General features: G+C 41.3%; 22 protein-coding genes and 1 other RNA gene. 11 read left to right on the top strand and 12 right to left on the bottom strand.

The annotated features are described in order from the left end of the window. Positions 1–130: 130 nt before the first annotated feature. The 3 genes from H6G76_RS10990 to H6G76_RS10980 form a co-directional block, all read right to left on the bottom strand. Positions 131–1,000 (bottom strand): N-acetylmuramoyl-L-alanine amidase, encoded by an 870-nt coding sequence (locus tag H6G76_RS10990; protein WP_190699714.1) that lies wholly within the window; start codon positions 998–1,000, stop codon positions 131–133. 230 nt (positions 1,001–1,230) lie between these two features. Next, positions 1,231–2,226, bottom strand: coding sequence for a leucine-rich repeat domain-containing protein (locus H6G76_RS10985; protein WP_190699712.1), 996 nt, complete (start codon positions 2,224–2,226; stop codon positions 1,231–1,233). Positions 2,227–2,645: 419 nt separating this feature from the next. After that, positions 2,646–3,236 carry a chromophore lyase CpcT/CpeT gene (locus tag H6G76_RS10980; RefSeq protein ID WP_190699709.1) on the bottom strand — a complete coding sequence of 197 codons (591 nt, stop codon included), beginning with the start codon at positions 3,234–3,236 and terminating at the stop codon, positions 2,646–2,648. A 191-nt stretch (positions 3,237–3,427) separates the two neighbouring features. On the opposite strand from H6G76_RS10980, the gene H6G76_RS37645 reads away from it, so the two are divergent. Continuing rightward, positions 3,428–3,562 (top strand): hypothetical protein, encoded by a 135-nt coding sequence (locus H6G76_RS37645; RefSeq protein WP_277883082.1) that lies wholly within the window; start codon positions 3,428–3,430, stop codon positions 3,560–3,562. A 32-nt stretch (positions 3,563–3,594) separates the two neighbouring features. Then, positions 3,595–4,821, top strand: coding sequence for a lipopolysaccharide assembly protein LapB (locus H6G76_RS10975; protein ID WP_190699706.1), 1,227 nt, complete (start codon positions 3,595–3,597; stop codon positions 4,819–4,821). Positions 4,822–4,867: 46 nt separating this feature from the next. On the opposite strand, the gene H6G76_RS10970 is transcribed toward H6G76_RS10975, so the two are convergent. Beyond that, positions 4,868–5,191: a hypothetical protein gene (locus tag H6G76_RS10970; RefSeq protein ID WP_190699703.1), complete on the bottom strand. Its 324-nt coding sequence runs from the start codon at positions 5,189–5,191 to the stop codon at positions 4,868–4,870. Between the two features lie 656 nt (positions 5,192–5,847). On the opposite strand from H6G76_RS10970, the gene H6G76_RS10965 reads away from it, so the two are divergent. From H6G76_RS10965 to H6G76_RS10945, 5 genes are all read left to right on the top strand, one after another. Further along, positions 5,848–6,432, top strand: a complete 585-nt coding sequence (locus H6G76_RS10965; protein ID WP_190699700.1) for a pentapeptide repeat-containing protein — start codon at positions 5,848–5,850, stop codon at positions 6,430–6,432. Then, on the top strand, positions 6,429–7,565 hold the full coding sequence (locus H6G76_RS10960) for a 5-(carboxyamino)imidazole ribonucleotide synthase (RefSeq protein ID WP_190699697.1): 1,137 nt from the start codon (positions 6,429–6,431) through the stop codon (positions 7,563–7,565). The genes H6G76_RS10965 and H6G76_RS10960 overlap by 4 nt, the downstream gene beginning before the upstream one ends. A gap of 60 nt (positions 7,566–7,625) precedes the next feature. Beyond that, positions 7,626–7,809, top strand: a non-coding RNA gene (gene ssrS / locus H6G76_RS10955) — 6S RNA. 393 nt (positions 7,810–8,202) lie between these two features. Then, positions 8,203–9,471, top strand: coding sequence for a pitrilysin family protein (locus H6G76_RS10950; protein ID WP_190699694.1), 1,269 nt, complete (start codon positions 8,203–8,205; stop codon positions 9,469–9,471). An 82-nt stretch (positions 9,472–9,553) separates the two neighbouring features. Beyond that, positions 9,554–10,837, top strand: coding sequence for a pitrilysin family protein (locus H6G76_RS10945; RefSeq protein ID WP_190699691.1), 1,284 nt, complete (start codon positions 9,554–9,556; stop codon positions 10,835–10,837). A gap of 173 nt (positions 10,838–11,010) precedes the next feature. Here H6G76_RS10945 and H6G76_RS10940 read toward each other — a convergent pair whose 3' ends face one another. Then, positions 11,011–11,190: a hypothetical protein gene (locus H6G76_RS10940; RefSeq protein WP_190699689.1), complete on the bottom strand. Its 180-nt coding sequence runs from the start codon at positions 11,188–11,190 to the stop codon at positions 11,011–11,013. An 81-nt stretch (positions 11,191–11,271) separates the two neighbouring features. Here H6G76_RS10940 and H6G76_RS10935 point away from each other — a divergent pair, with 81 nt between their 5' ends. Together H6G76_RS10935 and H6G76_RS10930 are read left to right on the top strand one after the other, a co-directional pair. Continuing rightward, positions 11,272–11,829: a hypothetical protein gene (locus H6G76_RS10935; RefSeq protein WP_190699686.1), complete on the top strand. Its 558-nt coding sequence runs from the start codon at positions 11,272–11,274 to the stop codon at positions 11,827–11,829. A gap of 252 nt (positions 11,830–12,081) precedes the next feature. Then, positions 12,082–12,852: an ATP-binding cassette domain-containing protein gene (locus H6G76_RS10930; protein WP_190699683.1), complete on the top strand. Its 771-nt coding sequence runs from the start codon at positions 12,082–12,084 to the stop codon at positions 12,850–12,852. 261 nt (positions 12,853–13,113) lie between these two features. Here the strand turns inward: H6G76_RS10930 and H6G76_RS10925 are convergent, their stop codons facing one another. Beyond that, positions 13,114–13,881 (bottom strand): response regulator transcription factor, encoded by a 768-nt coding sequence (locus tag H6G76_RS10925; protein ID WP_190699680.1) that lies wholly within the window; start codon positions 13,879–13,881, stop codon positions 13,114–13,116. Between the two features lie 561 nt (positions 13,882–14,442). Between H6G76_RS10925 and H6G76_RS10920 the strand changes: the two genes are divergently transcribed. Further along, positions 14,443–14,697, top strand: a complete 255-nt coding sequence (locus H6G76_RS10920) for a DUF6761 family protein (protein ID WP_190700029.1) — start codon at positions 14,443–14,445, stop codon at positions 14,695–14,697. Between the two features lie 323 nt (positions 14,698–15,020). Here H6G76_RS10920 and grxD read toward each other — a convergent pair whose 3' ends face one another. The 3 genes from grxD to H6G76_RS10905 form a co-directional block, all read right to left on the bottom strand. Further along, the gene (grxD, locus tag H6G76_RS10915; protein ID WP_190699678.1) at positions 15,021–15,344 is read right to left on the bottom strand and encodes a Grx4 family monothiol glutaredoxin; all 324 of its coding nucleotides are present in this window, start codon (positions 15,342–15,344) and stop codon (positions 15,021–15,023) included. A 74-nt stretch (positions 15,345–15,418) separates the two neighbouring features. Then, a complete protein-coding gene (locus tag H6G76_RS10910) occupies positions 15,419–15,676 on the bottom strand; it encodes a BolA family protein (RefSeq protein ID WP_190699675.1) in 258 nt (85 codons plus the stop codon). Between the two features lie 123 nt (positions 15,677–15,799). After that, complete coding sequence (locus tag H6G76_RS10905; protein ID WP_190699672.1) at positions 15,800–16,393, bottom strand: hypothetical protein; 594 nt, start codon at positions 16,391–16,393, stop codon at positions 15,800–15,802. 172 nt (positions 16,394–16,565) lie between these two features. On the opposite strand from H6G76_RS10905, the gene H6G76_RS10900 reads away from it, so the two are divergent. Beyond that, positions 16,566–18,668 (top strand): S8 family serine peptidase, encoded by a 2,103-nt coding sequence (locus H6G76_RS10900; protein ID WP_190699669.1) that lies wholly within the window; start codon positions 16,566–16,568, stop codon positions 18,666–18,668. Positions 18,669–18,733: 65 nt separating this feature from the next. Here H6G76_RS10900 and H6G76_RS10895 read toward each other — a convergent pair whose 3' ends face one another. From H6G76_RS10895 to grxC, 3 genes are all read right to left on the bottom strand, one after another. Next, positions 18,734–19,501: a 1-acyl-sn-glycerol-3-phosphate acyltransferase gene (locus H6G76_RS10895; protein WP_190699666.1), complete on the bottom strand. Its 768-nt coding sequence runs from the start codon at positions 19,499–19,501 to the stop codon at positions 18,734–18,736. 85 nt (positions 19,502–19,586) lie between these two features. Beyond that, positions 19,587–20,096 carry a tRNA adenosine(34) deaminase TadA gene (gene tadA / locus H6G76_RS10890; RefSeq protein ID WP_190699664.1) on the bottom strand — a complete coding sequence of 170 codons (510 nt, stop codon included), beginning with the start codon at positions 20,094–20,096 and terminating at the stop codon, positions 19,587–19,589. 76 nt (positions 20,097–20,172) lie between these two features. Further along, a complete protein-coding gene (grxC, locus tag H6G76_RS10885; protein WP_190699661.1) occupies positions 20,173–20,481 on the bottom strand; it encodes a glutaredoxin 3 in 309 nt (102 codons plus the stop codon). Positions 20,482–20,683: the final 202 nt, after the last annotated feature.

Genomic DNA, 20,683 nt, shown 5'->3' with positions numbered 1-20,683 from the left:
TAACTACTATATAAAAGCGTTGTAGAAAAGCTAATTTAGTTTTCCTACAACGCCTTTGTGTTGTGATTGGATTTTACACTAACATTTAGCTTCTCATCCCTGTCACCTATAACCTGTAACCTATCCCCTGTCACCTTTGTACGCGATACACTGGGCTGATTTCACGATAGGTATTGAGTAAAGTCAACAACTTATCAAAATCAAAACTTATGGGGTCAATTTTTTGACCAGAACGGTCTACGGCTTGATGTGTAGTGATGCGATCTTCAGGAATTTGACTTTGAGCAATTAGCCAAGCTAGGGAATGATATTGAGCTTCTGTATAGCCGCTATGAGCTTTTATGTAATTATCACCACGACCATCTGGGGGAGTTTCTAACGAAACGTGATAGGCAAAATTATTCACAGATGGGGGTAAATTTGGATTAGTCTGCACAGTTTCTGCGCCATAAAGACCTTCAAATACTGAGTTAGCTGCGCCGAAAGCTCGTTTTTCTGGAGGAACTAAATAAACAACAGTTCCATCTAGCTTAATTAATGTATGATAACTGGCTTGGACACTTTCATCGTCGTGGCGGTTTTGAAAGAAATTAATGGCACTGGCAGCTGAATAACCAGTTTCATGTATGACTATGATTGGTTGATTATTGACAGGTATACCATTAATGTCTTGAGTGTAGCGATCGCCATAATTACTCGAATCTACCGCCGCAACTTCATATCTAGGTGTATAACTAGCAAAAGCTTCAGTAGTTGTGTATCTCCCAGTCTGTTGCTTTGTTTTTTCTGGAGTTTTCAGCAATTTTTGAGCCTTATCTCCTTTACTTTCTATTTGCTGGGCTTTTATTTGCGGATATCGACTCCATACATTAATGTCTGGATTTGCTGTTGTTATATTTTTGGGTAACTGTTTTGCTTTTCCAAAAGATAGTACCAACATTAGTGCAGCTAACATGAAAAAAATCAGCGACACTCTGGTTGCCCAGTCACTAAATCTCATTTTTTATTTAAAAAGATAGATAAAAATAACCTTAGTATTTTTAGTCTAATCCGGACTAAAAATATTACTATACATTAGTCAACTTTTCCGATACATTCTTTAAAGATAAATTCTATCTCTAGATTTATTATTTACATCTATTTTGTTTAGGTTTTACATCTTTAGAAAGATTGACAAAAAAGATAAATTTCTGGTACCAACTTTTTTAACATAGCTTTTTTCCTACAGACTTACTTATCCTCTAAAGTTTCTCGAAGATAGGTCAAGATTGCCTGCGTTCCATGCTGGACAATTTGAATTGGTGGCCAAGCCAATTGTGGATTTTCAAAGAAAGATAACTCCCTCAAATTGGAGAGTTGGCAGATTTCTCGCGGCAGGCTGCTCAGTTGATTTTCATGGAGTGACAGCCCCTTCAAGTTAGAGAGTTGACCGATTTCTGGCGGTAGGCTGCCCAGTTGATTGTGATCTAAATATAGGAAAGTCAAGTTGGAGAGTTGACCAATTTCTGGCGGCAGGCTGGTCAGTTGGTTGTAACGAAGTTGTAGCCTTGTCAAGTGAGAGAGTTGGCCGATTTCTAGTGGCAGGCTGCCTAGTTGATTGCCATCGAGCCTTAGAAAAGACAAGTGAGATAGTTGTCCGATTTCTGGTGGCAGGCTGCACAGTTGATTATTGTAGAGGTCTAGCTCCGTCAAATTGGAGAGTTGGAAGAGTTCTAGTGGCAGACTACTCAATTGATTGTTATCCAGATCTAGGCGCGTCAAGTTGGAGAGTTGTCCGATTTCTGGCGGCAAACTACCCAATTGATTTTTGTGAAGAAATAGCTCTTTCAAGCTGGAGAGTTGACCGATTTCTTGCGGCAGGCTGCTCAGTTGATTTTCGTGGAGAAATAGCCTTGTCAAATTGGAGAGTTGACTAATTTCTGAGGGCAGGCTGCACATTTGATTATTGTGGAGAGATAGCTCCCTCAAGTTGGATAGTTGTCCGATTTCTGGTGGCAGACTGCTCAGTTGATTATTGGAGAGGTCTAGCTCCCTCAAGTTAGAAAGTTGAATGAATGCTGGTGGCAGGCTGCTCAGTTGATTGTTAGAGAGATCTAATCTTGTCAAGTTGAAGAGTTGACAGATTTCTGGTGGTAAGCTGCTTAGACGCTTGTTATAAAGGGTTAGCTCCGTTGCCTTTTCCTTGGATGCTCGTTCAATAATTTTCAGCACTTCTTTGTTTGTCACCTGTAAACCTCACTAACTCTGTAACGATGTTTACCACAATAGTCTGGCAGCATGGAGAGTAGAGAATTGGGAGTAGGCAGTAGTGTGATAAATTAATTTAAAACTTTCTTTCATGAGTCTCAAACATTCATCGGTGAATATCAAAGACTCATTGACGAATCTTAAAGACTCGCCCGCGAGTATCAAACACTCTCCCGCGAGTATCAAACACTCTCCCGCGAGTATCAAACACTCTCCCGCGAGTAGTAAAGACTCGCCCGCGAGTATCAAAGACTCGTTCAGGAAATTTTTTTACGCAGAGGCGCAGAGGCGCGGAGAAGAGAAGTATGAGGTTTGATGAGCGATTCTCAAATGTTGCACTTCTCTTCAACGGCTGGCAGTTGTGGCGCAATAAGCGTAAAGTTAATATCTCTGTTTACTTAGCACTTCACTTCATCTGCAAAACTTGCCTTTCGGACAAAGTAAAACGGGCCGGCGACGGAACCCCAAATATGTTCATCGGTTTCTGGGTCGCGTCCTCGGTCAAGGCTGATAAATTTCTCGTCGTCAATTTCAAATTCACTATCTAAATAAGTCTTTTGACCTTTGCGAAATACTATACAGCCTTTGCCGGGTTCTACATGACCTTTAAAGCTTTTACCAGTCCACTCGACAATCATGTCACAACCTGGTAATTTCTCTAAATCATCGACTGTTAAGGTTTTGAGGCGTTCTAAGTTACGGGATGCACCATAGAATTTTTCTTCTTGTTTTACAGTGTAGTTTTCAATGTTGATGCGATCGCCCCCGTTGACCAACTTTAATACCCGCAAGCGATAGGGGTCATTTAGCATATAGTCATAGGCTTGTTCCACGAAAAAACTTACCCCTGACAGCACTTCTAAAGGCAAGGGACGCATACACACCCGAATATGTGCGTAAAAAGGTGGATTTTCAAAAGCTTGCGCTTGATTGCTAAAATCAGCTGCCATCCATCGCGCTAAGGTAGCAATATCTGTAGAATTTGTCATTACCGCTTATCTATTGATTGCTTAAAAATCTCTTTGAATATTGTAGAACTATGAAGTCTGAAATCTGAAAGGCAATAGGGAACAGGCAATAGGCAATAAAGCAATAAGAAAAGAAATTGTGTTTTTTCTATATTTTGCTAGTGGCGTGAGCCACTATTTGGAGGCTTACATCTTGCACCAAACCCCGACAAATGGCGAACCAGCAAGGTAGCCGCGCAGGCGGACTATCTTCTTACCCTATTGCCTATTGCCTATTTGCCTATTGCCTATCGACTGTGTTTCATAGCTTTCGGGAAGACTTTTTACAAAAATACCGTCATTATTGAGCTAGTCAATAAATTTATAAACTACACCACCTATGTTCAAGCGGTTCAGTGCGTTTATTTTTCCAGCTATTCTATTAAATACTTCATTAAGTCTGGCAGCCCCTAAAGATCCTAACCAAGCAGATAAATTCCCGCCTAGCCCTCTGGAAATTACTACGCCTGATCCTTTGGTGCGGTCTTCGGTTAACAAACAACCCTTAACTTTGACAGAACAGCTAGCGTTAAAGGCTGCATTAGATAATTTAAATCGAGAAGCGGCGGCGACACTGCAAACTGGAGATAAGGATACAGCGTTTGAAATTTGGAACCGGGAATTACGCTTGCGGCGGTATTTGGGTACGTTAGCGGAAGTTCAAGCGTTATCAAGGGTAGGCGCGATCGCCTGGAATCAAAATGACCGTCAACAGTTAGAATATATTACCCAGCGATTACGCGCTATTCAAAAGCAGGTACTTTCACCAAAAGTTACCGCCCAAAAACCTGTAGATTTACAAGTATTGCAGGCTCTTGGTGAAGCTTATCAAAATGTGCGATCGCTTCCCGATGCTTTAGCAATTTACAATCAGATTTTGGCTATTGTCCGCCAGCAAAATGATGCAACCGCAGAGTTAGCAACTTTAACCACAATTGCTGAATTAAATCTGGGTTGGTTTGATTATCCCAAAGCTGCGGCAACCTACGAAGAATTATTAGGTCTAGCGACTGCTAAAGGCGATATTACTAATGAGTTAACATACACTCAACAGTTAGCTTATATTTATCAGCAAAACAAACAGCCTCAACAGGCTATTGATAAATTAAATAAGCTCGTGCAAATTTATACGAGTCAAGCCAATCTTACTCAAGTACCACAATTAAAACTGGCGATCGCTAAAAATTATGAATCTTTAGCGCGCGAAAATCCTAATTTTTTACGAGATGCTTTTAATAATTATCAAGAAGCTTACATTATTGCTTGGCAATCACAACAGTTTGTAGTCGCTGGAGAAGCGTTACAAAAGTTAATTTCTCTGTATCGTTCTCAAGGACAAATTGATGCAGCGTTACAAGCTAGCCAAATTCTTGTCGAAACCCAGGCTAAAGCTTCTAATTATTATGGCTTGATGGAAGCCTATGACCAAATGGGAAAAATTTATCTAGAACAAAAAGACTATCCTCAAGCAGTCTCAGCTTTTCAACAAGGATTACAACTAGCACAACAACTCAAACACGAAGAAGATTATTTCACGCAACAAATTAAAAAAGCATCTGGTCAATAGTCAAAAGCCAATTGTCCACTGCCATAACTATTGACTATTGACTCTACTAAACATCTTCCATTTCAAATTGAGCTACCGTCACAGCGTTAAAGGCAAACGCCAATACCAATGGCATTGGGCATCTGAGTATAAAGGTGCTAACAACAGCTACAACTGTACCAATCAATGCTGACATCGACCAAATTCTTTCTTCAAAGGTGAGTCCTTTTTGGGCTTTAATTCCTCTCAGTACATGAGATGGAATTGGTTCCGGCATTACTCCTCCAGGAGGAAATGCCCAATAATTGTTACGCCGCTCGACAAATAATTCTGTCCAGCCATTTTCTTGGCACCATGCCTCAATCCATTCAAGAGAATAATGTTTCATCATTAGCGTAAAAATGCAGCTTGTGACTTTTGTGTAGTTTTTGAATATAAACTGATAGGTTTCTAACTAGCAAGTAGCAATGGAAATAACCCGACCGTTAGAGAAGGCTAACAAACCTATTTTGTATACTCTTGAACTTTCGACTTCCTTCTACTTTCTGCACTGGCTAAAAAACTATTTGCGATCTAGTTAATTTCTCCTCTTGTGCAGCCGACTGGGCATTTGAGACAGATAATTAATATGCTCAAGCAATGCTGACTGCTCACCTTAATAAAAACACTAACAGTCGAGAGTGAGTGTTAAACGCAAAATACAATAAACTTTACCTGGAAAATCCATAATAAAGAAATGTAAATAATTCTATTTATAGATGTCTAATCATAAAATCTTTATATCGCAAAATTAATCAGAGAAAATCAAGATTTGTAAAGTTCAAAGTGAGTATATGCTGTAGCGACTTCTTCAAGAGTTAGCAATCAAAGAAATAGAACTTTTGATATATAGATTTCTTGATGAAATGGCAATGTAATAAGTCAGCCTTGGGTAAGAACTTGCTGTTTGTTTTGTGGCGATCGCATATCTTTAGTTACGAAATGTTAAGATGAAGTCAAATACAACACCTCAATTACAGCAATTAAATACTCAATAGGCTAACAGATATGTTTTGGCAGCAAGGAATAGCATTAATTATAGGAATTTTAGTATTTTGCTTTATTCAACAAGTAAACAAGTCTCAAATAGTTAGAAAGGCTTTAATTAAAGTTTTGATTACCCTTTTCATCCTGCCTCCTGCCTCCTGCCTCTTGCCTTCTCCAGCCCTAGCCGTAGACTGGACTCATCCGCTATCTTTTAGCAATGCAGAGTTAGGCAGACGCGATTTTTCTGGACAGAGTTTGCAAGCGGCTGAGTTTTCTAACGCGAATATGGAAATGGCTAATTTTACAGGTGCAGACTTGCGCGGAGCAGTCATGAGTGCTTCAGTGATGACAAACGCAAATCTTCACCAAGCCGATTTAACAAATGCGATGGTCGATCAGGTAAACTTGACAGGGGCAGATTTAAGCGATGCCGTTTTCAAAGAAGCATTATTACTTCGCGCCCTCTTTACAGATGTGAATATCCAAGGTGCAGACTTCACCGATGCAATTTTGGATAAAGCGCAAATTAAAGAACTGTGCAGCAAAGCCAGTGGCATAAATTCTAAGACTGGCGTAGAAACTCGTGATTCTCTAGGATGTCGATGAAGCGTGTTGGTGTAATTGGTGGTGGGCAACTAGCCTGGATGATGGGGGAGGCAGCGAAGAAACTAGGAGTAGAATTAGTAGTGCAAACTCCTAGCGAGTCTGATCCCGCAGTCAGCATTGCCCAGGATACAGTTTTTGCTGCAATTGATGACGCAAAAGCAACCGAAATCTTAGCTCAAAAAAGCGATGTCATCACCTTTGAAAACGAATTTGTTGACCTCAATGCTTTATCTTTATTAGCAAATCAAGGTGTTTGCTTCCGTCCCAGGTTAGAAGCGTTATCACCGCTATTAGATAAATATCATCAGCGTTGTTATTTGAGGGATTTAGGATTACCTGTACCCCAATTTTTTGCTGTAGATAATATAGACAATCTCGCAGAAATAGAGCATTTAGGTTTTCCAGTTGTTTTAAAATCTCGACGACATGGTTACGACGGACAAGGGACATTTATCATCGAAGATTTAGCAAATTTACAGCAAAAGTTATCGAATGCAGCAATTCAATCACAATATTTAATCGAAAAATTTGTGCCATTTGAGCGAGAACTAGCGGTTATTGCAGCACGTTCTATAAATGGCGAGGTTGTCATCTATCCAGTGGTAGAAACTCAACAAGAACAACAGGTATGCCGGCGAGTAATAGCACCTGCTGAGATTACACCAAATCAAGCCCAACAAAGTGAAGCGATCGCTCGTACTCTATTAAATAGCTTAGAAGCTGTGGGCGTTTTTGGGATTGAGCTATTTCTTACCACAGATGGCAAAGTTTTAGTTAATGAAATCGCTCCTCGGACACACAATTCCGGACATTTTTCGATAGATGCTTGCGAAACTTCACAATTTGAACAGCACCTCAGAGCCGTGTGTGGTCTACCTTTGGGCAATCCTGTGCTACACTGTAAAGCTGCTGTAATGGTCAACCTTTTAGGATACGAAAATTCCGAAAGCGACTATCAAAACAAACGCCAACAATTAGCCGCAATTCCTCACGCAAGCGTTCATTGGTACGGCAAAACAGAATCTCGTCCAGGGCGCAAGTTAGGACACGTTACAGTTTTGCTAGATGCACAGAACCAAGAAGCAGCAAATAGTCTCGCCCACACCATAGAATCTATCTGGTATCCCAATTAAATTGGTCAGAAAATTTTCATATTAGTCACACAAAGTGGTTGAGAAGGCTATAATGAATTAGTTGCACTGCGACGTTGGTGACTGCCATCAAGTTTTTTGATCTATGTCTTTAAAGAAAAGGGAACTAAATCGTTCTCGTGGCAGTAGACCGGGCTGGTACCCGGAAACTTTAAACGAGCAACATCAATTCCCACCTGGTTTAACCAGGTCATAAACTTAGGTAAAACGGCGTTGCGGTGAACTTAAAATTTTTAGCTCCCAAATTTATTTAAAACTTGGGAGCTTTAATATTTTGAATTAGCATAAATAGCAAAAATAAATATTGAAAAATCTAAATAAATTTAGATACAAAGTGGGATCTAACGAAGTGTAACCCAACAATATTATTTGTGCAGTAGGTTGGAATTAGTTCTGCTGCTCCTAATTATTTATAGTAATAAAACTTAATAATTTTTATATCTTAGCGCGATCGCTCCTCTGAATCTAGATCTTAGCCTCTAACTCCTAACCCCTATATCCAACGTGGAAAGAATATATGATTAATAAAATTAAATCTGTATCAATTGATTCTAATTTAGATTTAGTTAAGAGTTAAGATAGCCGAATTATATTAAATTGTGGTTAAAACTACCAAAAATTGTCACACCAACAATTAATTAATTCAGTTTTTCCAGCCTCGGTTGTCAGACTAGACAATGGCTTAACGTTAATTCATCAAGAAATTCCCACAACTCCTGTAGTTGTGGCCGATGTTTGGGTGCGTGCTGGAGCAGCCAGGGAGCCAGAACCTTGGTATGGTATGGCTCATTTTTTAGAACATATGATTTTTAAAGGGACAGCCAAACTAGCCCCTGGAGCTTTTGATCGCAAAATCGAAAATCGTGGTGGAGTTAGTAATGCCGCGACTAGTTACGACTATGCTCATTATTACGTAACAACTGCTGCGTCTTATCTAGCAGATACCTTACCACATTTAGCAGAACTACTAGTTAATGCCGCAATTCCTGAAGATGAATTTGGGCGGGAACGGGATGTAGTTTTAGAAGAAATTCGCTCCTGCAACGATGATCCCGACTGGCTAGGATTTCAGTCTTTGATCAAAAATGTTTATCAGCACCATCCTTATGGACGCTCTGTAATGGGTAGCGAAGTAGAACTCATACAGCAGTCTCCAGAAGATATGCGCTGTTTTTATCGCGCTCACTACCAACCAGAAAACATGACAGTGGTAGTTGTAGGTGGAATTGAACAAGAAACAGCATACGAATTAGTAAATAAATCATTTGCTAATTTTAGCGAACCAATTGCTTGTCCCCAGTCGGTAAAAGTATCACAACCAGTTATTAAAGGTATACAGCGTCAAGAGCTTTGTTTACCGCGCCTAGAACAAGCCCGGTTGCTGATGGCGTGGACTGCGCCCGGAGTTGAACAACTCCGCACCGCCTATGGCTTAGATGTGTTATCTGTATTCTTAACAGAAGGGCGAATTTCACGCTTAGTACGTGATTTACGAGAAGAAAAGCAATTAGTACAAGGAGTTTGTAGTAATTTTTCTCTACAACAAGAATCAAGTTTATTTACAATTACTGCTTGGTTAGAGCCAGAGAACTTAGAGAAAGTAGAGTATTTAATTTGCTCTCATTTGCATGATTTGCAAACTGAAGGAATTAAAGAACAAGAACTGGCTCGAATGCGTAGGCTGTTATGTAATGAGTATGCCTTTTCGACTGAAACGCCAAGTCAACTGACAGGACTGTATGGTTACTACAACACTATCGCGCAAGCCGAAGTTGCGGTAACTTATCCGCAACAAATTCAGTCATTTACTACTCAAGAACTGCAACAATTAGCTAAACAGTATCTGTCACCTCAAGATTATGCAGTTACGATCCTCAGACCATGTTAATCCATGCTAGGAAGAGGCAAGGGAACAGGGGCGAGAGGGAAAAACAAATGACTATTGACCATCGACTATTGACCATTGACTAATGACTCAAACTGTGAAAACTGCCCTTTCTCACTCCCCCATCCATCGCACTGTACTCAACAACGGTATTGTAGTTTTGACAGCAGAAAATCCGGCGGCGGATATTATTGCGGCGCGAATTTTTATTCGTGCTGGTAGTTGTTACGAAAAACCAGAGCAAGCGGGGTTAGCACATTTACTCTCTGCTGTGATGACAAAGGGATGTGATGGGCTTTCCAGCTTAGAAATTGCCGAACAAGTAGAGTCTGTAGGGGCTAGTTTGAGCGCGGATACCTCTACAGATTATTTTTTGCTGTCGTTGAAAACAGTTACATCAGACTTTCCAGAGATATTAGCACTGACAGGGCGAATTTTGCGATCGCCAACCTTCCCCGAAGAACAAGTAGAACTAGAACGACGTTTGGCACTCCAAGATATTCGCTCGCAAAAAGAGCAGCCTTTTACCCTCGCCTTCGAGCAAATGCGCCAAGCGATGTACCAAAATCATCCCTATGCTATGTCTTTACTAGGGGATGAAACCACCATGAGCAGCATTACTCGTTCTGACTTGGTGCAGTATCATCAAACTCACTTTCGTCCAGATAATTTAGTAATTAGTATTGCCGGAAGAATTACCTTAACAGAGGCAGTAGCATTGGTAGAGCAAGTGTTTGGTGACTGGCAAGTACCAACACAACCACTACCCATCCTGAATTTGCCAGAAATTCCAGTCAACCCACAACATCGGCTGAAGCCGCTACAGACACAGCAATCAATTGTGATGTTGGGTTATTTAGGAGCCGCAGTCAGTTCTCCAGACTACGCCTCACTCAAACTGCTGTCTACTTACTTAGGCAATGGGTTATCAAGTCGTTTATTTGTGGAATTGCGAGAAAAGCGGGGTTTAGCTTACGAAGTCTCGGCTTTTTATCCCACTAAGTTATATCCAGGCTCATTTGTCGTCTACATGGGTACAGCCCCAGAAAATACCAGTATTGCCTTAGAAGGACTGTGGAAAGAGGTAGACTTACTTTGTTCTACAGAAGTATCAGAAAGCGCATTTCAAGCTGCTAAAAATAAAATCTTGGGACAGTATGCCCTTGGTAAACAAACTAATGGGCAAATTGCTCAAATTTACGGTTGGTATGAAATTTTAGGCTTGGGCATTAATTTTGACAGTAAATTTCAAGAGATAATTGCCGCAGTCAATGTTGATGATGCAAAAGCAACTGCTACCCGCTATTTAAAGGAACCTTACTTATCTTTAGTTGGGCAAGAAGATGCAATTAATAGTGCATTAGGGTAGTAAAGGAAACAGAGGCTAGGGCGTGTCCTATTAATCTTGATTTTTCGTCATTCCACCAGATGTAGAAACGCGACGGCAGTCGCTACAACGGGGAGCCACTGCGTTGGGCGGCTCTGTCCAATACGGTTCGGTTAAAGGGGAAAGGCGAAGGGGGAAAGGGGAAGAAAAAACCTTTAACCCTTACCCTTTAACCTTTTCCCCAAACCAATTCTTAGTTCAAAATGCTTATCCGAACCGTATTGCAGCTCTGCCGACTTGAAGTATGTGGCATGGGAACCCCCTTCGGGTGACGCTCCTGCGTCGCTAACGCCAGTCGCCTGCGGAGGACAACCCTCCCGCAGTGCTGGACTCACAGCAACACGCTGCCTCAACTTTCGCTTCTCTACTCTGCTTCCAGTTAGGATAAAACTGAAAGCAACAATCTTAATGGAACCGTGACAGCAAACTCAGCTAATACCTCTATTACTATTTTTCGCCTATCGCCGTTGATTCGGATTACGCTGTTGAGTTTATATGTAGCACTTACAGTGCCATTGCCATTTTTAGCCCAAGCAACAGCAGCACCAACACCACCCTCATTACTGTGGGTAGGAATTTGTATCGGCTTTGTCGGGCTATATGCTGTGTTGACTGAAAGAGTAATTGTCAACGACCAAGAAATTCAGGTAACTTACCCTATGTGGGTTCCACGTTTCTTTCGTAAAGGCTGGACTTTACCTTGGTCAGAAGTCAAAGAATTAAAGCCCCGCTCGACTGGTCAAGGGGGACTGGTTTATTATTTCCTCAGCAAAGATGGTAAAGCTTATTTATTACCGATGCGAGTAGCTGGTTTTGCCCGTTTAGTTAACATCGTCCAAGCAAAAACAGGCATAGACACCACAGATGTCCGCCCCTTAGCACAGCCTTGGATGTATGCGATTTTATTTGGATTTACATTACTGCTGCTGTTAGTCGATGCTTGGACTATTAATACAGCCTTGACACTATCTTAAATTTAAAGTCTCACGCAAAGGCTCAAAGGCACTCTCCGCGCGGCAGTTGCTTCTCCTAATCGGAGACCAAGGCGAACAAGTCAGCAGAGCCGCCCAACGCACTGCCTTGCCTCTGCGCCTTTGCGTGAGAATAAAAAAATCATACATAGCAAACGAAGCATAGTTTAAGACATCAACAGATGAAAAAACCTAGCCTATCCAAGGCTTTTAATTCTCTCACCTGTTCCCTCTCACCTGCTATATTTCTAAACTGTGGATAATTTCACTTCACAAGCCCAACTCAAGCTTGAGCAAGTTAATCTATTTACAAAATTAAAAAGCAATCACCAGGGATACCCAATCTTGCGGGATATTTCTTTCCAAGTATTCCCTGGTGAAAGAATTGCTATTGTCGGCGTGACTGGTGCGGGAAAGACCTCATTACTACGCCTAATCAATCGCTTGAGTGAACCTACTAGCGGCAAAATCTATCTAGACAATCAAGAGTATCGCCAAATTCCTGCCATCCAGCTGCGCCAAATGGTGACACTGGTGTTGCAAGAGTCAAAGCTACTAGGGATGACAGTCCAGCAAGCTTTAGAATATCCTTTAGTTGTGCGTGGGATGTCCAAACAGACTATTCAGCAACGAGTTAGCCATTGGCTGGAACAATTGCACATTCCTAACGATTGGTTAGGTAAAAATGAGTTACAGCTTTCAGCAGGACAACGGCAATTAATTGCGATCGCTCGTGCTTTAATTATTCAACCCAAAATCTTACTATTAGATGAGCCAACATCTGCCTTGGATGCGGGTACCGCCTCTAATCTGATGCAAATCTTAATTCAACTAGCTAAAACCCAACAAACTACAATTTTGATGGTCAATCACCAGTTAGACTTTGCCCAGAAATTTTGTACAAGGCTGTTACACCTGCACCAAGGACAGTTGTTAACAGATAAACCAGCCTTAGAGGTAGACTTAGCTAGTTTACAAGCAAGTTTGATAAAGGCGGAAACTCAAGCCGTAGAAGAATGGATTTAAAAACTTCTGATCTGATAAATCACCCTAAATTCAACACTTACAGTACTTTTCATCCGGATGAGGCACAGTAAGCCTAGTTTTTAATCTCTAGTCTCTCGCCTCTGTTCTCTCTCCTTGAGATTTTGTACTGCACCCAACCGAGAAACGTTGTAATACGACAGTACAAGCATCGTTAAGGAAATCAACAGATGATACAACTTAGGCAAAAAAAGATATTTAAACCTATCGCCTGTCACCTGTCACCTGTTCCCTGCTATATCATTACCGTTGAGTAGTAAGTGTTGGGCGTGGATTACTGAACCTTTCTTTTGCTAACTTTGTTTGTGATTGAGGAAGATTAGCATTCAAAATTTCCATGTTAAAGCGATATCCCACATTCCGAATAGTTTGAATCAAACTAGGTTGGCGGGGATCAAGTTCTACTTTTTTGCGTAGCGACAAAACATGAGTATCAATCGTGCGCGGGTTGTCTATCGCATCTGGCCAAGCACGACGCAGCAATTCCGACCGAGACAAAGGAACTCCGCCAGCTTGTGCCAAAACATACAGCAAACTAAATTCCTGAGGCGTTAAATCGATAAACTCTCCTTGAAACCGGACACGGCGTTGCACTAAATCAATTTGCAAAGTGCCATAGTCCAAATATGCTGGTGCAGTAGGCGTACGTTTGCGACGAATTAACGCCTCAACCCTTGCCAAAAACTCTTGCATTCCAAACGGTTTACTGAGGTAATCATCTGCCCCCGCCTTCAAGCCTGCGACAATATCCGCTTCATTGCTACGTGCAGATAGCATTAAGATTAAAGGCTGTTGTTGACGATGCAACCAACGGCAAAACTCGATACCATCTCCATCAGGCAAATCCGCATCTAGAATTACTAGAGTAGGTTGATGGGTTAAAAACACTTCCCTTGCTTGATAAATGCTGGCAGCTTGATTTACCCTATACTCCAATTGTTGCAAGTGCCAACCCAGCAACGATCTTAGATGGGGATTCCCCTCAACGATTTCAATACAAACCGAACCCACGGCGGTAAGACCCCTTAGCGTTGATGACTTTCAAAGTAACAAGCTCATGCTCAAGGTTTTGTAGCCTGTGCTACTTCTAATCACAATTCATCTGACATTCATTCTAAGAAACAGGCGTAATATCTCCAACCTACGCCTATTTCCAAGGTTAAATACTAATTTTCTTAAATTTTTGTTAGACTTATTAAAAGTTCTTCTTAACAATCATGTTGCTCTTAGCAAAATGTAACTTTATTAAGAATTTATACTCAAGCAAATAAAGATTACTTTAACTATCCTTCAACCTTGCTGCGGAGAGCGAATCCAGCTTTGTGAAGCTTCCAATCAGCAATAAGAATCAGGGTATTGACCGAGAAAATCATAAGAATAAATTACCAAACAATCAATTACCCGTTTTCTGGAATAGGATCTATATACGCTGTAGCTGCTGGAGGGAACTGACAAAAGTTGACTCATTGGCATAAGGTATATGCCAAAAACGCTAAATAGGCGAAAGTGGCACTTCACATTTCAGATTTAATCATTTACAATTCTCATTCCAAAGAGATCAAAACAGCAGTTATGCTTCAAGACACACAAACCATCCGCTATTACCAAAGACTCACAGACGCCTTCGTCGAGCTATGGAATCGCGGTTATCGTATGGACGATATGCGGATGTATTTGGATGGATATCTAGCCGCACTGCGACATGGCAACGCTATAGAGCCATATCAGATTCATCGTTTAGAAGAGGAAGCCAGCCGCTACTTGTACGATGCATCAAACTTTGCAATGCCGGAGCCAGAACCACAACGGCAGCACGATTACTACTAATGCCTTTGCTTTAGTCATTAAAAGTAACCGTAGATTGACGCAGATAATTATAACACATTATCTGTAGTAATCAACCGTGTTGTGGTGTGAATTTGGGGAGAGATTGTACTGGGAGAAACATTCCCTCATGCTCACTCTAATTTTGTTAATTCTGCTGAGGGATGTTTAATAAGTAATTTTCATTAAAAAAGCAGAAAATTTTTTATCCGCTACTTGCTACTAAATGTTGAGTAATTTTTCTGCTTTGGGAAGCGTAGTCCATCAAAAAAAAGCCCCATATAGGGGCTTTTTTGTCATATTAGATTAATTGCTGCTTAGTTAATTTACGAAGCTAGGGCAATTGTCACTTTTTCCTGTAATTCACCCTTTTGGTACATTTCAATCAGAATGTCAGAACCGCCAATGAATTCACCATCAATATAAACTTGAGGAATAGTTGGCCAGTTAGAATATTCTTTAATACCTTGGCGAATTTCGCTGTCAGATAGAACATCAATTGTCTCGAAGGGAACGCCCAAAGTATTGAGAATTTGGACAACGTTGTTAGAAAAACCACATTGAGGCATTAACTTAGTTCCCTTCATAAAAACCATAATTTTGTTTTCTTTGACTAAGTTATCGATTCTTTCTTTTAGTTCTGGTGACATGGTATTTTGATTTCCTATGTTACTGATATGAAAAATCAATAGTTCATGCTCAACATAGCTCGAAACTATTGATTTTACGAAGTGGTTGTTGTCTGCCCAGTTTCAGGCGTAAATGTTTTAACTGCCAAGGCGTGAATTGCTTCAGTTGACATAGCTTGCCGCAACGCACCATAAACTAACTGATGTTGTTGCACCAGTCCTTTACCTGCAAACTGCGATGATACGACAGTAACTTGATAGTGGTCTCCGCCACCTGTCAAATCTTGCACTTGTATCTGAGCGTCTGGCAGTTCCGCCTTGATCATTTCTTCAATCTGCTGCGGACTAATCATCGCAATTCCTGAAAAAACTTACTTCTCTATTATTAGCAGATTAGGGAGTGGGAGGAAGAGGCAGGGGGGCAGGGGAGCAGGGGAGACAAGGGGGAATAACTAATGACTATTGACGCTGAAGATTTACTTTTGAGAAGTTGAACCGCCACTGCCTTGTCTGGGGTAGGGAGTATCAACAAAACCGAGTTCAAATAGCTGTTGATATGCTTTTTTGCCTAAATCTCTGGTGGGGTTTTGGCTTTTAACGATTTGAATTAATAGTGGTACGGCTAATTCTGGCTGGTTGAGGGCGCGATGTACCAATGCTAACTGATAGGTGGCTTCATCTCGCTTTTGGGCGGTTAATAAGGCTTTTTGACGCTGAGAGTCGGAAACTCTCAGGTCAATGCCTGAAAAGCTGGAGTTGAGTTCTTGATAAAAATTAGATAGCTGATTATAAACTTGCCGTGCTTCTTGAAGCTTTTTAGCAGCTAAGGTGTAGTTTTGAGAGGAAACAGCTGCTTCAGCTTCTTTCATCAGTCGATCGCCTCCGTCAATGCTTAAAAGGCTATTATTTTGGGTGGCAGGGCGGAGATTATTGGGTGCATTGGGGTCAATAGGCTGTGCTTTTTGGCTATAAAGCTGTACCTGAGCATTTGCAGGTGATAGCAAACTCAAGCAGGCGATGACTGATAAGGAACTGAGGCCAATTAAAGGCGCAGTTGCAGCAATTTTCATGGATTAAACGGGTGCGACAAATATATACAAATACTAAGGGAAACTTGGGGTATCTTAACTTTGTTTTCGTTTTAATCAAAACACAGCTATATACTTGGTTTCTTTGTTTTAGACTGAAAATCGATTTAATAGAGTTCCCATTGCCTCTGTATACTAATTACAATCGTCCCCTATGAGCGATCGCATCAATTCCTCTGATCTTCCAACCACAGGTGTACCAGCAAGCAATTTGGGTATTGTTTTGCAACGCGGTGGTGAAGAATTAGTGTTAGAAAAAGCTATCGACCGTTTCACCATCCGCCCAGCTACCGATTTTACACCTCAACAATTATCTCAGGTAAGTTGGGGCATTTGGCAGCGAAGTATTCCCCAAGCGCAACTCGAATTATTCACGGTTGCGCCTGACCAATTAGACGCAGCGATGGCTCAAGCACGTGCGGCGGAAAATGTCGCCTTTGCCAGTCATGTTTACGCTATTAAAAGTAATCCAGGGACTTTTGTTTACTTAGGCGACCAAATCACTATTCAATTTGCAACCAACGTAGAAACCGCCAGAATTAACGCCATAGCCAGTACATACAGTTTAATTCAAGATAAACCTGTTCTTGGTATACCTAATACTTTCGTATTTTTAGTTAGCAAACAAGCAACAGAAAACCCGATTAAAATTACTAACCAACTCCAAGGACTTAAAGAAGTTTTATCGGCTGAACCTAACATTATTATTAATAGCGAGACACATTATAAACCCCGCGATCCGCTTTATGCCCAACAGTGGTACTTAAACCATAATGGCGGTGATGAATTAACTTTAAATTCTCACATCTCAGTAGAAAAAGCTTGGGATATTACTCGCGGTGTCCGTTCTGTAGTTGTGGCAGTGGTAGATGATTCTTTTGATTTGAATCATCCTGATTTTCAAGGTTCAGGTAAAGTTGTTGCACCTAGAGATTTAAGACAAAATGATTTTTTACCTCTACCTGATGCCAAAGAAACTAGCCACGGCACAGCCTGTGCAGGGGTAGCAGTTGCGGAAGAGAATGGTGCAGGAATTGTTGGGGTTGCGCCTGGTTGTGCATTCATGCCTATCCGGACGACTGGTTATTTAGATGATGAATCGATTGAGCAAATTTTTAACTGGGCAGTTGACAAGGGCGCGAGTGTTATTTCTTGCAGTTGGGGAGCTTCGGCTGTTTACTTTCCTTTATCGTTGAGGCAAAAGGCAGCTATTACCCGTGCAGCAACCAAAGGACGCAATGGCAAGGGCTGTGTAATTTTATTTGCAGCCGGAAATGCCAATCGTCCAGTTAATGGTACTGTAGTAGAGAAAAAATGGCCAGATAATTTGTTACAAGGAAAAACAGATTGGCTCAGTGGATTTGCGTTACATCCTGATGTGATGGCGATCGCTGCTTCTACTAGCATGAATAAAAAAGCAGCTTACAGTAATTGGGGCGATAGCATTGCTTTGTGTGCGCCTAGTAATAATGCGCCACCAGGAATGTCATTTCCTGAGAAGGGTTATGTGTTCACCCAACCGGCGATCGCCTCTTATCTTAGCGGTGTCGGTGTGTTCACAACTGACCAATTAGGAGCCGCAGGTTACGATAAAGGCGATTTTACTAATAACTTTGGCGGCACTTCTAGTGCTACGCCCGTAGTAGCAGGGGTAGCGGCGTTAGTTTTGTCAGCAAACCCTAACTTGACAGCCCAACAAGTTAAACGCATCTTACAAGAAACTGCGGATAAAATAGTTGACCCTAACCCTGACCCTCAATTAGCTTTAAAAGGCGGGACTTACGATGGTAATGGTCATTCACTGTGGTTTGGTTATGGCAAGGTAAATGCAGCTAAGGCTGTGCAAGCAGCCAAGCAAATGCAGGCAGTTGCATCACCAATTACTCAACAGCTGCGGGTAGGCAATACCAACTCTGTAGGAATTCCTGATAACGATCGCCAGGGTGTCAAAAGTGCGATCGCAATTGCCGAATCTATCACAGTTAAAGATATTCAAGTGAATGTGAATATCACTCACGAGTTTTTAGGTGATTTAGAAATTTACTTAGTAGCACCGAATAATCAGCAAGTTTTGTTGCAGAATCGGACTTTAGGCAGACGGACGAATTTACAGATGAGTTATGGTGTGCGATCGCATCCAGCCCTCAAGCAGTTGCTATCTCTTGCAGCTAAAGGACGCTGGCAATTATGGCTGATAGATGCTGCACCACAAGATGTCGGCAGATTAAACAGTTGGGAATTAGTTATTGGTTATTAAAAAGTAGAGACGCGAAATTTCGCGTCTCTACAGATCTACTATTGCCTATTGCCTATTGCCTTTTATTATTGACCATTAACCATTGACCATTGACATTCACTAATTTCTGATTCTTGGTGATTGAGATTTTGCATTGCCTTTGCTAAATCTTCTGTAAGGCGTTTAGCATTTTGTTTTATCGTACCACTAGTGTATTCCGCAACATTGATCGGATTGCCAATGTCAATGCTGACATCAGTACCCCAATTCGGATAGGGTTGGCTGTAGTTAATGTTGACTGGGACAATTTTAACTTCTAATCCTGGGTGATTTAGTTCTGCACTTAAGGATAGACGAGCGATTCCTGGTTTTAAAGAATGAATCTCGCCATCACGAAAAATGCCGCCTTCAGGAAAAATCACCAAAGTTTTTCCTTGCTGAAGTAAGGAAACCCCATGCCGTAAGGTAGAGACTGTAGGATGTTTAGGATCTACAGGAAACCCACCTAAGCGACGGACAAACCAACCTTGTATGCCTTGACATTCGCTGCTAGTCACCATGAAGCGCAAATCATTACCTGTAATCAGAGAAGTAGCATAGGGTATAAGTAACGCATCCCAGCGCGCCCGGTGTGTGGGAGCTAGGATAACAGGCCCAGTTATGGGAATATTTTGTTGTCCAGTAATTCTAATTCTTCCAAAGAATAAAGGTAAAACTAAATGCCGACCCAAAAGATACGCTAAAGGCCCTAATAAAGGAGAAACTTGTGAGTTTGTTTGAGTCACCAGATGATTTGCTGCCTCATCTCTTGGTGTTGCTTGGTACGTATCTTTGGAAGAGTAAAATTTCAACATATCGGTAGCTGCGAATTGCCCAGTAAAAAATTAAATAACTCTTGATAATTCAACCGTAAATTCTCTTCCGTAGATTGTGTAGCGGTTATTGGACAGTTTTACCTCTGTCTGTAGCTTTCTGAAGCCGTCGATTCGCAAACCAATCTTGTAACTGCTGACGGCAAGCTGATTCTAGAATACCTCCGAGGACTTGCAAGCGATGATTAGAAGCAGCACTATCAGGGATATTAAGGACACTACGAACTGCGCCAGTTTTAGTATCGTCCACTCCGTACACTAACATTCCTATACGTGAATGCACGATCGCACCTGCACACATTGGACAAGGTTCTAAAGTGACATACAAAGTACATTCATGTAGTCGCCAGCTTTGTAATGTTTGAGACGCTTTTCTGATAGCAATAATTTCTGCGTGGGCTGTCGGGTCTTTGTCTCGTTCTTTTCTGTTTTCACCTTCGGCAATCACGTTTCCGGCTGAGTCAACAATAACAGCACCTACAGGAATTTCACCCATATTACCTGCGGTTTGTGCTAGTTCTAAAGCACGGCTCATCCATTGTCGGTGTATCAAATACTCTGGATCTTCGATTAGCATATCGAGAGGGAACAGGCAATAGGTAATAGGCAATAGGGAAATCCATTTTAATGTTCCTATTGCCTTGTAATCAAAATTAAGCAGTTTCTAACAAAGGGTTGAGTTGACCTTTAGTGTCTAGCTGATAAATGTCGTCGCAGCCGCCTATATGTTGATTATTGATAAAAATCTGCGGTACTGTTCGACGGCCATTGGCACGTTCTGCCATTTTGATTCTGGCGGCTTCGTCACCATCAATTTTGTATTCAGTGAAGTTTACGCCTTTCCACCACAGCAGCATTTTGGCACGAATACAGTAAGGGCAAGTTTGCCAGGTATAAATTTCAACGTTAGCTTTGACTCGTTCTGGATGGCGACCGAGTAGAGGATTAAGAAAGTCCAACATAAATTTGGATTTTATAGATATTTGTGAATTATCTTTAGCCTAAATTATTTTGCTTTGCTCCGCCTACCAATCAAGTGCTGATAATCAGAAGATAAGCGATATATAGAACCCATTTGACATCTTAGGAAGAACCTGCAAGCCTCTTAATCATGAGCCTGATGAAGCAGAGGTTGAGTTTGGCAGTGGCACTAGCTAGAGTTCG

It is taken from the genome of Nostoc sp. FACHB-152, assembly GCF_014697475.1.
In the GTDB taxonomy this organism is placed as follows: domain Bacteria; phylum Cyanobacteriota; class Cyanobacteriia; order Cyanobacteriales; family Nostocaceae; genus Nostoc_B.
The sequence above is the reverse complement of the archived record's forward strand: the minus strand, read 5'-3'. Positions and strand labels throughout refer to the sequence as shown.

Coding starts and splice junctions, on each gene's coding strand:
- H6G76_RS10990 (WP_190699714.1), bottom strand. CDS start 1,000: ATGAGATTTAGTGACTGGGCAACCAGAGTGTCGCTGATTTTTTTCATG.
- H6G76_RS10980 (WP_190699709.1), bottom strand. CDS start 3,236: ATGACAAATTCTACAGATATTGCTACCTTAGCGCGATGGATGGCAGCT.
- H6G76_RS37645 (WP_277883082.1), top strand. CDS start 3,428: ATGGCGAACCAGCAAGGTAGCCGCGCAGGCGGACTATCTTCTTACCCT.
- H6G76_RS10975 (WP_190699706.1), top strand. CDS start 3,595: ATGTTCAAGCGGTTCAGTGCGTTTATTTTTCCAGCTATTCTATTAAAT.
- H6G76_RS10970 (WP_190699703.1), bottom strand. CDS start 5,191: ATGATGAAACATTATTCTCTTGAATGGATTGAGGCATGGTGCCAAGAA.
- H6G76_RS10965 (WP_190699700.1), top strand. CDS start 5,848: ATGTTTTGGCAGCAAGGAATAGCATTAATTATAGGAATTTTAGTATTT.
- H6G76_RS10960 (WP_190699697.1), top strand. CDS start 6,429: ATGAAGCGTGTTGGTGTAATTGGTGGTGGGCAACTAGCCTGGATGATG.
- H6G76_RS10945 (WP_190699691.1), top strand. CDS start 9,554: ATGACTCAAACTGTGAAAACTGCCCTTTCTCACTCCCCCATCCATCGC.
- H6G76_RS10920 (WP_190700029.1), top strand. CDS start 14,443: ATGCTTCAAGACACACAAACCATCCGCTATTACCAAAGACTCACAGAC.
- grxD (WP_190699678.1), bottom strand. CDS start 15,344: ATGTCACCAGAACTAAAAGAAAGAATCGATAACTTAGTCAAAGAAAAC.
- H6G76_RS10910 (WP_190699675.1), bottom strand. CDS start 15,676: ATGATTAGTCCGCAGCAGATTGAAGAAATGATCAAGGCGGAACTGCCA.
- H6G76_RS10905 (WP_190699672.1), bottom strand. CDS start 16,393: ATGAAAATTGCTGCAACTGCGCCTTTAATTGGCCTCAGTTCCTTATCA.
- H6G76_RS10900 (WP_190699669.1), top strand. CDS start 16,566: ATGAGCGATCGCATCAATTCCTCTGATCTTCCAACCACAGGTGTACCA.
- H6G76_RS10895 (WP_190699666.1), bottom strand. CDS start 19,501: ATGTTGAAATTTTACTCTTCCAAAGATACGTACCAAGCAACACCAAGA.
- tadA (WP_190699664.1), bottom strand. CDS start 20,096: ATGCTAATCGAAGATCCAGAGTATTTGATACACCGACAATGGATGAGC.
- grxC (WP_190699661.1), bottom strand. CDS start 20,481: ATGTTGGACTTTCTTAATCCTCTACTCGGTCGCCATCCAGAACGAGTC.